At 47.0% G+C, this 13701-nt stretch carries 11 protein-coding genes; 3 read left to right on the top strand and 8 right to left on the bottom strand.

Translation table 11 applies throughout. The features are described from left to right. Nucleotides 1–145 precede the first annotated feature (145 nt). The 3 genes from tdh to ORJ00_RS08790 form a co-directional block, all read right to left on the bottom strand. Nucleotides 146–1171: an L-threonine 3-dehydrogenase gene (gene tdh, locus ORJ00_RS08800; protein WP_027671466.1), complete on the bottom strand. Its 1026-nt coding sequence runs from the start codon at nt 1169–1171 to the stop codon at nt 146–148. A gap of 15 nt (nt 1172–1186) precedes the next feature. After that, entirely contained in the window at nt 1187–2383 is a 1197-nt protein-coding gene (locus ORJ00_RS08795) for a glycine C-acetyltransferase (protein WP_306139596.1), read from the bottom strand. Nucleotides 2384–2509: 126 nt separating this feature from the next. After that, complete coding sequence (locus ORJ00_RS08790) at nt 2510–3172, bottom strand: TetR/AcrR family transcriptional regulator (RefSeq protein WP_306125724.1); 663 nt, start codon at nt 3170–3172, stop codon at nt 2510–2512. Nucleotides 3173–3290: 118 nt separating this feature from the next. Here ORJ00_RS08790 and coaD point away from each other — a divergent pair, with 118 nt between their 5' ends. Then, nucleotides 3291–3773 carry a pantetheine-phosphate adenylyltransferase gene (gene coaD, locus ORJ00_RS08785; protein ID WP_306125725.1) on the top strand — a complete coding sequence of 161 codons (483 nt, stop codon included), beginning with the start codon at nt 3291–3293 and terminating at the stop codon, nt 3771–3773. Further along, nucleotides 3770–5173, top strand: a complete 1404-nt coding sequence (locus ORJ00_RS08780; RefSeq protein WP_306125726.1) for a capsule assembly Wzi family protein — start codon at nt 3770–3772, stop codon at nt 5171–5173. The genes coaD and ORJ00_RS08780 overlap by 4 nt, the downstream gene beginning before the upstream one ends. A gap of 21 nt (nt 5174–5194) precedes the next feature. Here ORJ00_RS08780 and ORJ00_RS08775 read toward each other — a convergent pair whose 3' ends face one another. From ORJ00_RS08775 to nagK, 5 genes are read right to left on the bottom strand one after another with little or no spacing between them, the layout of a single operon-like run. Continuing rightward, nucleotides 5195–6271, bottom strand: a complete 1077-nt coding sequence (locus ORJ00_RS08775; protein ID WP_306125727.1) for an acyltransferase family protein — start codon at nt 6269–6271, stop codon at nt 5195–5197. A 2-nt stretch (nt 6272–6273) separates the two neighbouring features. Further along, entirely contained in the window at nt 6274–7572 is a 1299-nt protein-coding gene (gene nagP / locus ORJ00_RS08770) for an N-acetylglucosamine MFS transporter NagP (RefSeq protein WP_205623216.1), read from the bottom strand. A 26-nt stretch (nt 7573–7598) separates the two neighbouring features. Continuing rightward, nucleotides 7599–8717, bottom strand: coding sequence for an N-acetylglucosamine-6-phosphate deacetylase (nagA, locus tag ORJ00_RS08765; RefSeq protein WP_306139595.1), 1119 nt, complete (start codon nt 8715–8717; stop codon nt 7599–7601). A gap of 5 nt (nt 8718–8722) precedes the next feature. Next, complete coding sequence (nagB-II, locus tag ORJ00_RS08760) at nt 8723–9721, bottom strand: glucosamine-6-phosphate deaminase NagB-II (protein ID WP_027671458.1); 999 nt, start codon at nt 9719–9721, stop codon at nt 8723–8725. 10 nt (nt 9722–9731) lie between these two features. Further along, the gene (nagK, locus tag ORJ00_RS08755; protein ID WP_306139594.1) at nt 9732–10646 is read right to left on the bottom strand and encodes an N-acetylglucosamine kinase; all 915 of its coding nucleotides are present in this window, start codon (nt 10644–10646) and stop codon (nt 9732–9734) included. Between the two features lie 329 nt (nt 10647–10975). Here nagK and ORJ00_RS08750 point away from each other — a divergent pair, with 329 nt between their 5' ends. After that, nucleotides 10976–13534 (top strand): family 20 glycosylhydrolase, encoded by a 2559-nt coding sequence (locus ORJ00_RS08750; RefSeq protein ID WP_306139593.1) that lies wholly within the window; start codon nt 10976–10978, stop codon nt 13532–13534. Nucleotides 13535–13701 lie beyond the last annotated feature (167 nt).

Below are 13701 nucleotides of genomic sequence, written 5' to 3'. Positions count from 1 at the left end.
CCTCGGTCATCCGATTAATGTACGGGCATAGTTTGCTGCATTTTTATTGCAGTAATATGACACTGAAAAATTATTTCTGTCTTGCGACTGATGACGACATAAAAAAAGCGAACCTAAGTTCGCTTTTTTTATTATCCGTGCTCAACTACGACCAGTTCAGTATTACTTTACCTGATTGACCAGAACACATGATGTCAAAACCTTGCTGAAACTCTGCCATCGGCATTTCGTGGGTAATCATTGGCGTTAAATCGAGCCCGGATTGAATCAAACTGGCCATCTTGTACCAGGTTTCAAACATCTCACGGCCGTATATGCCTTTAATGACTAAGCCTTTGAAAATAACTTTATTCCAATCGATGGCCATATCTGATGGTGGAATACCCAACAGGGCAATTTTGCCACCGTGATTCATCGTATCTAACATGCCCCGAAATGCAGCAGGCACGCCTGACATTTCTAACCCGACGTCAAAGCCTTCTGTCATGCCAAGCTCTTTCATCACGTCTTTAAGAGATTGCTTACTAACATCTACTGCTCGCGTCGCGCCCATTTTCATCGCTAAATCTAAGCGATAAGGGTTTACGTCAGTTATGACCACGTGACGGGCACCCACATGGCGTGCTACCGCCGCAGCCATAATGCCGATAGGACCCGCACCGGTAATGAGTACATCTTCACCGACTAAATCGAATGACAATGCCGTGTGCACTGCGTTACCGAAGGGGTCGAATATTGCGGCAATATTATCCGGAATATTATCTGGCAGCTTAAAAGCGTTATAGGCCGGTATCACCAAATATTCAGCAAAAGACCCCGGTCTATTCACCCCCACGCCAATGGTATTACGGCATAAGTGCACTCTACCTGCACGGCAGTTACGGCAATAACCACAGGTGATATGCCCCTCGCCAGACACACGATCGCCAACATTAAAACCGCGCACTTCAGAGCCCATACCTTCAACAATGCCAACATATTCATGGCCGACAACCATGCCATGTGGAATGGTGTTCTGTGCCCACTCATCCCACTTGTATATGTGTACATCAGTGCCACAAATCGCGGTTTTTTTAATGCGGATTAACACGTCATTTGGCCCAACTACCGGTTTCTCAACCTCAGTTTGCCATATACCTGGTTCTGCTTTTAACTTTGCTAATGCTTTCATTTTAACGCCCCGCCCTTATGCGATCACGCCCATATCTTTACCTATACGAATAAAGGCATCGATAGCCTTATCCAACTGTGCCTTGCTATGTGCAGCAGAAATTTGTGTCCGGATCCGCGCTTGACCTTTAGGCACTACAGGAAAAGAAAATCCTACAACATAGATGCCTGCTTCAAGCATGCGTTTGGCCATTTCCGCCGCGATTTTAGCATCGCCTAACATAACCGGAATAATCGCATGGTCTTTGCCGGCCAAGGTAAAACCAGCGGCAGACATTTTTTCACGGAAGTAGTTGGCGTTTTCCCATAGTTTAGCTCGCAGTGCATCACCCTGCTGCAGCATTTGCAATACTTTGATAGAGGCTGTAACAATTGAGGGTGCCAGAGAGTTTGAAAATAAATACGGCCGCGAACGCTGACGTAACCACTCAATAACCTCTTTTTTACCCGAGGTATAGCCACCAGATGCGCCGCCCAGTGCCTTACCTAAAGTACCGGTAATAATATCGACACGGTCCAATACGTCACAGTATTCATGCGTACCGCGACCATTTTTACCGACAAACCCAACCGCATGGCTATCATCAACCATCACCATAGCGCCATATTTATCAGCCAGATCACAGACTGATTTTAAATCTGCTATAACGCCGTCCATGGAAAAAACACCGTCGGTAGCAATAAGCTTGAAGCGGGCACCATCTGCATCAGCTTGTTTTAACTGTGCTTCCAGCTCTGCCATATCATTATTAGCATAACGATAGCGTTTGGCTTTACACAGCCGAACACCATCAATAATAGAAGCGTGGTTTAATGCGTCCGAAATAATGGCATCTTCAGCACCTAACAATGTCTCAAATAACCCGCCGTTGGCATCAAAACATGACGAGTACAAAATAGTGTCTTCAGTACCTAAAAATGCACTGATATCATGTTCCAACGTTTTGTGAATATCCTGGGTACCGCAAATAAAGCGCACAGACGCCACACCAAAACCATGGCTGCTTAAACCTTGTTGTGCCGCCGCGATAAGATCAGGGTGGTTTGCCAAACCTAAATAGTTGTTCGCACAAAAATTCAGTACCTGCTCACCCGCGACGTTAACGCTAGCCTGCTGTTGAGAGGTAATAATACGTTCTGCTTTGTATAGACCTTCTGCTTTGACATCATCTATTTGTTGTTGTAGGTGTTGCAGAAAAGCGCTGCTGCGCATAAAGCCTCCTATTACTGAGGTAAGAGAATAGAAAAAACGGCGCCATTGTATAGTGAATGGGCAAGGCCTGCAGTGCTTTTGCAAAATAGAAAGCACTGTTCAGACCTGAACAGTGTAAATATCGGCCTACACCAACGTTGCATCGCCAGCCAGAGCGGCATAGTGTTGCTGTAAGCGCGCAATGCGAGGTTGGGCTTGTGCTGTAGCATAAGGTTTAAAGAGCAACAGAACTTTTAATACCCCCTGATACACGCTAGCCTGATCAATGTCTTTGTCCGGTGCTTGCGTTTTCAGGTAGCTTATCCAGAAAGTCACCAGCAATTTTATGCTGTGCGCCAGATCAGTAATATCTTCGTCTTCAATCTGAATAATTTCGGATTGTTTAAGTGCCTTGAGTACCGCGGTAACACGCGCCAAAACACCTTGCTGTACGTGTTGGTAGTCTTGTTGCAACGCCGGATCACGCGATAAAATATCGGGTAAATTGGCATAGAAGAAGTGAAAGCGCCACATCAACTCAAATACCGCGTCCAGGTAACTGGCCAGGGCATCTAATGCTTCGGCTTTATCTGAGGGTGGCTTAATACGCGTTTCTAGTAGTTTGGCGTACTCTTTAAATATTTGACGAACGATGTCTTCTTTATTGCGAAAATGATAATACAAATTACCCGGACTAATGCCTAAATGAGCAGCAATATGATTGGTGGTAACCTGCCGCTCTCCAACTTGATTAAACAATTCGACACTGGCTTGCAGAATTTTATCTTTTGTTCTTAACTTCTTTTCCATCTGCGAAACAGGCTTATGGTTAGCTAAATTAATTTGCTATAGTAACGCCAAATTGACTAAAAACTCTAGTCGCAGTGCAAGCGGTAGGTCCAAGCCGCCCAGGAATGCTATTAACATAATGAAAAATAAAGCTATTTATCCAGGTACTTTTGACCCCCTTACCAACGGCCATGCCGATTTAGTCCAACGTGCCGCCCGTATGTTTGACACTGTCATTGTCGGTGTTGCTGCCAACCCGAGTAAACAACCACTGTTTAGTTTGCAAGAACGTGTGGCATTAGCCCAGCAAGCTTTTGCTGGCATTACCAATGTCAGTGTTATTGGTTTTTCAGGCTTACTGGCAAAATTTGCTGAGGATCAAGGTGCAGCAATACTGATCCGCGGTGTTCGTGCCGTGGCTGATTTTGAGTATGAATTTCAACTGGCTAGTATGAACCGGCAATTAAACCCGGCGTTGGACAGTATTTTTATGACACCGTCTGAGAAAAACACGTTTATTTCATCTACGTTAGTTAAAGAAGTGTGCCGCCATGGTGGCAATATCTCCAGCTTTGTTCCTGAACATGTTGAACTTGCGTTAAGAGCCAAATTTAACTTATGACCTTTAAACTAAGCGTTATAGCGACATTACTTTTTGCCTTGCCCGCCAGTGCTGCGCCATGGGTAGATACAACGGATAATTATCTGCGCCAGTCATTACAAACACTGGCTCATGCCGGCGTCATTACCGGCCCGGTTAATACCTACCCACTGATGTGGAACAATATTATTGCTGATTTAGCCAGGGCAAAGGCTCAACGCACGCCAGAACTACGCTTTGCTCTTGCTCATGTGCGTTCTGCTATTCGCGCGAACAAGCAAGGGTATATTTCAGGTGTAAAGCTCAAAGCCAGTAGTGACCCATCGCTATTTCAAAGTTTTGGTGAAAATTACTTTGAAACTGCCAGCGTATCGGTATTTGATGAGTATGTTGGCGACGATTGGGCAGGTAAAACACAAATTAATTACCGTAATCGCGAAGACGGCAGTAACGAACAAAAAATAACCCTTGATGGCAGCTATATGGCTGTCATCCTGGGCAACTGGGTGTTGGCAGTGGATCAACAGCCATTATGGTGGGGCCCGGGCCAGCAAACTGCCTTACTAATTAGCAATAATGCCAGACCCATACCATCACTGCGGTTAAGTCGGCATAGCTGGCAAGCAAGCGAGAACATGTTTTTCAACTGGCTTGGCCCATGGAGCTTTACCAGCTTTGTTGGCCAGGGTGAACACAGCAGCATACCCCGACAAATAAAACACTTTGGCGCCCGTTTTAGTGCCAGGCCGTTACCGCAACTTGAACTTGGCTTATCCCGCGTTAGCCAATGGGGTGGCGACAGCTTAGATAACGGCTTAGCCGCTTTTTCTGACATGTTACTGCTTAATAACAAGGCCGATTCTAATTCTGACAATTTGGCTGCAATAGATGTAACCCTGCATTTTAATATGTTTGATATGCCGTTTAGCCTTTACACCGAGCTGGCAGACGACAACAGCAGCGACAACCTGAGTAAGCCCCTGCAGCTATATGGGATACGCACTTTTTTTGGGAATAACAGTACCATACACACACTTAACCTAGAGTGGTCAGATACCTACATTCGTTGCGAGGGAGCTACGTTGGCGGGAAATTGTGCTTATGAAGGCAATATATATCCGCAAGGCTACCGACGTTACGACAGGGTTATAGGCAGTGGTTACGGTGCCGATGCTAAAGTACTGTCCGCAGGCTACCGGTTTCAAACCTTTGATGGTGTTAGCTGGGCGGTAAGTGTGTTACGCGGTGAGTTTTTGGCTGCCAGTTCTGATTTAAAAAACTGGCAGTTACGTCTGGAATATCGCCAACCCCTGCTGGACGGATTATTAAGTGTTGAAGGCCGGGTGTTTGATAAGTCACCCCAGCCTGAGCTCAACATAAAACGTGGCAGTTTGGCCGCGACATGGGAGTACCGCTTCTAACAAGGTTAGAAGCAGGCTATGTTAAAGGCGAATTATGATATTACGCCGGTAGAGTAAACGTGATAACCACCAGAATAACACCACATGTAGTAACGCAAAAACAAGTGAGGCAAGTTTAGCGGGCATCATTGTCGCTATAAACTCAAATGCCACCTGATACACATTGCTGCCTGCAAACGGGATACGCATCAGTGTGGCAGCCCAAAGCCAGGACAAAATGTAAATAAACAGCGGATTAGTCCCATAGGTTACCAGCGGCTGAACTAAACGGTGCTGCTTAAGTACATCTGACAAGCCAACTAACACGGCCAACAACACCATTAAAATAGCACTGGATAACATAACGTAGCTGCCACTCCATAGTGCTTTGTTCAGTGGCCAAAAACCAGCGCAAACCCAGCTTAAAGCAAGTAAAGCGAAAGCCGCCAGCAGCAACCAACGCGCACCGTCTTTTGCATTGTGCTGACTAAGTTGCTGTGCAACGTAATACCCTACTAATACCGACACTACCGCGGGTAACGAGCTGAGCAATCCTTCCGGGTCAAACGCAAGACCAAAGCCCTGGTACAAGTGCGCCGGGCCCAATAACAACAGATCCAGCTTAAGTACGGCATTGCCGGTAAGACTAAAGGGTTCAGCATTACCAAACAACGTAAGTAATACCCAATATGCGACCAAAATAGCTGTACTAACAAACAGCAGATAACGGCCTCGCAACAGCAGTACCAATATCGCAGCTATGGCATAACACAAACCAATACGCTGTAACACGCCGGGAATGCGCAACTCGGAAATATCAGTGGTAAATGGGTACCAATTAAGCAACACGCCAATGGCAAACAGCAGAGCACTGCGCTTGGCAATGCGCCCCAATGTGGCTACGTTGAAGGTGCTATGGCGTAAGGCATAAAACATGGCTGCGCCGACAACAAACAAAAACCCTGGAAACACGATATCGGCAAAAGTAAAACCGTCCCAGGAAGCATGCAGCAAACTGGGATAAACGTGCTGCCATGATCCTGGTGTATTCACCAGGATCATTAGCGCAATAGCCAGGCCGCGCAGCGCATCCAGCGCAACAAAGCGTTGTGCCGTCATGTTTATTTCCAGCTGAGCATTTTATGACCTTTAACGGCATAAAACAGAATAAACAAATAGCATGGCAGCATAACGATGTAAGCCCCTTGCTGGCCCAACCCAGTGCCGCTGGCCAAGCCCCAGAACAGCGGGCCAAAAGCCCCACCGGCGATACCCATTATTAACAACGCCGAACCGGTGCTGGTTAACGCGCCTAAACCTGATAACGCTAAAGGCCAAACAGCAGGCCAGACAATCGCATTCGCCAGGCCTAGTATCGCGATATATAACAACGTATCCGGCAAAGCAGTGCCACCGAAAGGCACCAGTACGGTATTAGCAATAGCGTAGGAAGAGGTGTCACCCAGTACAATAGCCATTACCAACAGTAAGCCCAGTACGGCAGAAATCGCTAACGCGGTTTGTTGCGACAGTAGCCGCGGGATGAGCAAAATACCCAGCACATAACCCAAAACCATACACCCCATAGTGTAGGACGTCATCACCGTATAGCGCTCTACACCCAGCGACAAGGCAAACAAGCCGATGGTATCTCCAGCAATAACTTCTACTGCAACATATACAAACAACGCTACGACACCCAGTGCCAGACTGGGCTTTGCCAGCGCCGCTTTAATCTGCCCGGCATGACTATTATCGTCCGCCTCTTTTGCCAACTCGGGTAACGGTGAAAATTTTACCGCTAATGCCAGCAAACCCAAAAAAGCGGCTAACCCCAGGTATGGTAAGACCAAACCTGCCGCCATTTCGTCAATTTGTGCGGTTGTTAACGCGGTGTCTGGCGTTGCCACAAAGCTGCTCGCCATTAATGCCGTAAACACGATTGGTGCTACAACACCAGCCGTTTTATTTAATATTCCCATGATACTGATACGCACAGCTGCCGTTTCCTCTGGCCCTATTTTAACTACGTAAGGGTTAACAGCAGTTTGCAGCAACGTTTGGCCAGTACCAATAACCAGCTGAGCCAATAGAAACAAGGCAAAGGTTTGCGTTTGCGCCGCCGGGATATACAACAAACCGGCTAGCATCATCGTTGCCATACCCAGTGCCATACCGTTTTTATAGCCCACCTTGCGGATTAGCCAGGCCGAGGGCAGTGCGGTAAACGTTACTGCGATATAAAAAGAAAACAACACCAAAGAAGCTTGAAAGGGGGTAAGCGTAAGCATCTGCTTTAAATAAGGCATTAACGAGCCATTTAGCCACGTCGCAAAGCCCAGTACAAAAAACAATATGGCGACAATCGCCATAGGTAACACGCTGCTGCGTGATCTCGCCTGTTCAGCTGTCATTTCCATGTTCCTTCCCCGTTGTTATTCGTTTTTTATTCGGCAGTAAATATTGGCTCACCGTGAATCCAGTTTGCCTCTACCTGCCAGTTATTATTAAGAAGTACTAAATCTGCCGCGCCTCCAGCGATAATGCGTCCACTGTTGCTACGGGCTAAAAACTGTGCCGGATATAACGACGCCATACGTAGCGCCTCGTCCGGGCTGACATCGAGTTGCTGCACGGCATATTGCACTGCGCCTGCCATGTCTAATACCGACCCGGCCAACGCGCCAGCTTCATTGGTTAATTTGCTACCGTCACGCATCACTTTACCGGCAAAAAAATCAAACTCGGTGTCATCAGTTCCCACCGGAGACATCGCATCGGTAACAATCAGCAGCTTGCCTTTAGGCTTAGCGGCTAATGCAACTTTGGCTGCGACAGGGTGTATATGATGTCCGTCGAAAATGACGCCGCACCAACTGTCAGGATCAGCCAATGCGACGCCGACCATACCCGGCTCACGTGATGTTAACGGTGACATTGCATTGTATAGATGCGTAAAGCCGGTTGCTCCAGCCGCTAATGCTGCTTGCACCGTTGCGGCATCAGCATTTGAATGCCCAAGACAAACAATGACATTAAGTGCCACCAGCTGGCGAATTTGCTCAGCACTGATATTTTCTGGTGCAACCGTAACCAGCTTGATACCCAAGTCACTACGGGAATATATCGCTAATTCTGCTGCAGTAAGCTGCCTGATATGTTGCTGTGGGTGAACGCCCTTCTTGGGTACCGATAAATGCGGCCCTTCAAAGTGCACACCTATAATACCTGGCTCATTGTCAGCAATAGCCGCGGCAATGGCATCCGCCGCTTGGTGCATCACGCTGACGCTATCGGTAATTACCGTTGGTAACATGGCCGTAGTACCAAAACGCGCATGAGCACGTAACATGGTGTGTAACGATTGCCGGTTTGGTGCTGTATTGAACAACGCACCACCGCCACCGTTAACCTGAACATCGATAAACCCCGGCACTAACAACCCAGGCTGCACGTTACCGCTTGCCGGTACCACCGAGTGAATTATGCCGTTATCAATATTAACGCTGACGTTGTCAAACCATTGCTCACCGTCAAATAGCCGGCTGACACTTAACTGCTGCATCTGCATTACACCGTTTTAGTTACTTTATTTAAGCCCGGAGGGGCATCAGGGTTTATCCCGCGGCTACGCGCAACAACTTCTACATCTAAATAAAAACGCTGTAATATTAACAGCGGTAAGATCCGCGCATGGGCGTCAATACCGCTATGATGCAATTGCACGATAGCAGCCCCCCGGCTGCGAACATCATCTATTTGATTACGATGCGCCGTCAGACTTTCGTCTTCAACGGTAACATCGACTATCGCAAACTGATTTTTTACCAGTGTTACCGGGCCATGTAAAAACTCCGCACTGGAAAAAGCTTCGGCATGAATACCACACACCTCTTTCAGTTTCAGCGCAATTTCACGCGATATAGCGTAACCCAAACCACGCCCCAAGACGACCAAGTGGGCAACCCGCTCTAGCGCATGTGCTGTTAATTGTTGTGGTAAAGCGATAGCCTGCTGCAGACTATCTGGTAGCTGCGCCACCGCTTGTTGCAATGCCACATTGCCTGACCAAACCGAAACCAGTTGCAAAATGGCACTTAAGGTTGCCAGATAGCTTTTTGTAGCCGCAACCGCTTTTTCCGCGCCAACATGCAGCGGTAAAGTAAAATGCGCCTGCTCGGCTAATGGCGATGTTGTATCATTAACCAGTGCCACCACCATGGCACCACTGCGCTTGGCCATGTCTACCTGGGCTAAAATATCGGGGCTGCGGCCTGATTGAGAAATAACCAAGACTAAAGCATCTTGTAACTGCAAAGACTTATTATACACACTGGCAATAGACGGAGCCGCTGCTGCGACCGGCAGACCTACCTCAATTTCAATAAGATACTTGGCAAATACGCCAGCATGATCTGACGAACCCCGGCCAACCATATAGACAAACTTAGGCGCGCGTTGGCGAATGTGTTCCACGACCTGTTGCACCGTTGCTGCATTAGCCGCAAGTTGCTCTGCAATACGTTGAGGGGCTTCTGTGGCTTCCAACGCCATAATACTGTTGTTCATTGATCAATACCTATAACGACTTGGCGATAGATTGCGCCTGATTTTGCTGATGAGCAAACCAGATCGCACCGAGTTCCGGCTCTTGTAAGGCCGGAGTAACCTTTTGCTGCACTTTTGCAGGTAAATAGGGCAATATTTTTACTGCTAACCCACCAATAAATGACAGTCGGGGAGGATTAGTTGCTAATAACCGCTGTGCAATAGCAGTAATAAATGTAGCGCCCTGCTCCACAAGCTTTAAGGCTGAAGCATCCCCTGCTTCGGCAGCTGTAAACACCAGAGGAGCAAATTTTGCATAAGTGGTTGGTGTAGCGTGCATAAAATATGAAACCAGCCCCATACTGTCGTAAACTGCCAGCTCATTTAATAACAAGTTTGTCATCATTGTTGGTGGAGCTAGCCCATCCATGCTCAGTAACACCGTGTGTAATAACATCATGCCAAACCAGGCACCGCTGCCATTGTCGCCATAAGGGAAACCATGGCCACCAATTTCAGTGAGCACGCCATTGACAGACGATAAACCGCAAGACCCGGTTCCAACAATGACAACAGCACCATCCTGTCCCTGATGCGCGCCCACACAAGCAATGTGTAAATCGCTGGTAAGATATAAGCTTTGGAACGGATGTTGCCAGTCACTAAACAATTGAAAATACTGGGGAACATTAACACCTGCCAAGCCGGCGCCAGCAATTAAACGTGACATGTCATTGAATGACAAACCGGCACAGGTTAACGCCTGCTGAGTCGCGGCAAGAATAGAATCTGTCGCAATTTTCATACCCCGCAATGGATTGGCCGGGCCAGACAAGCCTTCGCCCAAAATTTGCTGATCTGACGACGCAATGACGACGCGACATTTACTGCCTCCTCCGTCAATCCCCAAATACAAAGGCGTATCAGCCTTCAGCATACTATTCATCCTTCTAATCCTGTTGCAAAAGTGTGCCTGACCTGAGCCTGCTCGCTTTACGCAGTCATTATTATTGCTGCATTTGTTTTACCACAAAATTGACAGCGTTGTCATTTTTGAAATTCAGCATATAATAATTCTGACAAATAACAAGTATCTTGTTTAAAAATCAAGCTGACTTTTTGTTTTTTCATTCAAAAAATAGTGATAAAAACTATTTTAATCATGCAGTTAAATGACAGATCAGAGTTGTTGTACTGTATAACAACACGGTAGGGTGCCCCCCCCAGCTGGCAGTAGCGGTTTCTAAGCCAGTATTAGATGAGGAGACATGTTTAATGCGATATATTATTTTGCTGCTGGCGCTATATTGTCAGTCTGTTTTGGCTGCCACCCACTTTAGTCAACAAGCACTGGCTGATTTTGCCAGTAAAAGCACCTTAAATTTTTCGGTGGTGTCCAATCAGCTGGATCAACCCATGCGATTCAACGCCAAAATTACGTTGGATAATAACTCTGAACAGGCATTACCTGCAGGGATATCAGACTGGCACATTTACTTCCACTTGATTCGCCACATTGAAACGGTAGAACTCGAGGGCGTTAAAATTGAACACGTGCAAGGCGATTTACATCGCATAAGCCCGACAGAAAGCTTTAAGGGGTTGGCGCCTCACCAGCAGCTAAATCTACCCTTTAGCTCGGCACCATGGTTAGTCAGCTACAGTGACTTTATGCCACGTGCATTTATTGTTGCAGATCAGTTGCAGGCAGAAGTATTTGCCAATACCAATACGGAGGATTTTAGTCATTTCGTAAAACCTCTGACAGAACCCCAGCAGTTGCTGCGTAACTTTGATGAACCTGATCAAGTCCCCATAGTCAACGCGGCCTCACGGTTTGCTTACAACACGACATTAGCCCCTGCTACGTTAGATATTGACGTCAGTACAGCCATTATACCAACGCCGCTCAGCGCTTCTTTTAGCCAAGAGACCATACAGCTTGATAGCACTTGGCAGCTACATTTTGACTCTGAACTGGCTGCCGAAGCGTCTTATTTACAGCAGCAGTTAATACAACTGGGCGTTACACTTAATACGGCAAAAGCTGATGCAAATGACACTACGCCAAAGTTATTTCTCAAACTGGATAAGAGCTTAAAACTAGGTGCTGAAGGCTATCAATTAAGCATAAAACCAGCCAAAATAAACCTCCAGGGCAAAGACCGAGCCGGGACTTTTTATGCGATACAATCGCTTTTATCGTTAGCACAGCACACTGCAAATAAACTGACGTTACCCGTTGGCAAAATTAATGACCAACCCCGTGCATCGTGGCGAGGCATGCACTACGACATGGCGCGGAATTTTCATGGCAAAGATGTCACGCTGCGGCTAATTGACCAGATGGCACGCTATAAATTAAACAAGCTGCATGTGCATCTGACAGAAGATGAAGGCTGGCGATTACAAATACCGGGCTTACCTGAACTTACCGATATTGGTGCAAAACGGTGTTTTGATTTAACCGAACAGCACTGCTTGCTGACTCAGTTAGGCACCGGCCCAAATATTGATGGAACAGGCAACGGTTACTACAGCACCACCGATTTTATCGACATTTTACGCTATGCGGCAGAGCGTCACATTGAAGTGATCCCGGAAATAGATTTACCAGGGCATGCCCGCGCAGCAATAGTGTCGATGAAAGCCCGGTATAACCGATTAATGGCACAAGGCCAACGCGAAGCGGCAGAGCAATATTTGTTATCTGATGCCGCCGACACCTCCAGCTACCTTAGCGTACAGAACTACAATGACAACTCAGCAAATGTTTGCCTGCCGTCAACCTACGCCTTTGTTGAGAAAGTCCTGCATGAACTGCAAGATATGTATAAACAGGCTGGAGTGCGCTTTAGTACCTACCATATGGGTGGCGATGAAGTAGCTAAAGGTTCGTGGTCAGGATCGCCGGCGTGTCAGTTACTGTTTATCCAATCAGGTAATGGCATTAATACCGTAGACGATTTAAAACCTTACTTTGTCAGCAAAGTTGCTGCTATCACCAGGCAACGGGGTTTAGCGCTAGCGGGATGGGAAGATGGTTTAATGTATGACCAGCAAAATACCTTTGACCGCAGTCAGTTTAGTAACAACAACGTTATTGCTAATGCCTGGGATAATATTTGGGAATGGGGCGTTGCTGACCGTGCCTACCGCTTAGCAAATAACGGCTATCAGGTCGTTTTATCGCCCGGTACCCATTTATATTTTGATCACCCACATGAAGCCCACCCAGACGAACGCGGCTATTACTGGGCAACGCGTTTTATTGGTATTGATAAAGTGTTTGGTTTTATGCCAGATAACTTATATGCCAATGCCAGCACAACCCGAAGTGGAGCCCCCATTACTGACTTAGCTGCATTACTTGGCAGAGAGTTACCCGAATTACACCGGCCGGAAAATATTCTGGGTATTCAAGGACAGGTATGGAGTGAGACCATTAGGACTGCAGAGCAATTGGAGCAAATGATCTACCCTCGCCTATTGGCATTAGCAGAACGTGCCTGGCATAAAGCTGATTGGGAAACAACCAACAATGCCAGTAAACGAAAGCAAGACTGGCAACGTTTCGCGGCGCGTGTTGGCAAAGTGGAATTACACCGCTTAGCCAAAAACAACAGCAGCTTTTACTTACCACCGCCTGGTGCAACAAAAACAAACAACGGCTGGCAATTAAATACTGCATTACCTTTCCTAACAATAGAATGCTCAGTTAATCAAGGGAAAAACTGGCATAGCTGTACGTCATCGAATTTACAACAGAGCACGTTATGGTTACGCAGCCGCCATGGCAACATCGTCAGTCGTATCGTCAGCATTCAGGGCTAAACCTTCACAAAAAAAGCCAGCTAACCTAAGTTAGCTGGCAAACATACCCAAAAGATTGGCAAATAAAATACAACATCCTTGTCAGCTGATTCGAGCTATTACAACTACCGAAATAACCCAAGATGCGGGGAGAGATCTACAGGATCCAGCAATCCTCCTGCGGCCCT

The sequence above is a fragment of the Rheinheimera baltica genome, from assembly GCF_030731985.1.
In the GTDB taxonomy this organism is placed as follows: domain Bacteria; phylum Pseudomonadota; class Gammaproteobacteria; order Enterobacterales; family Alteromonadaceae; genus Alishewanella; species Alishewanella baltica.
This window is presented reverse-complemented; position numbering and strand designations above follow the sequence as displayed.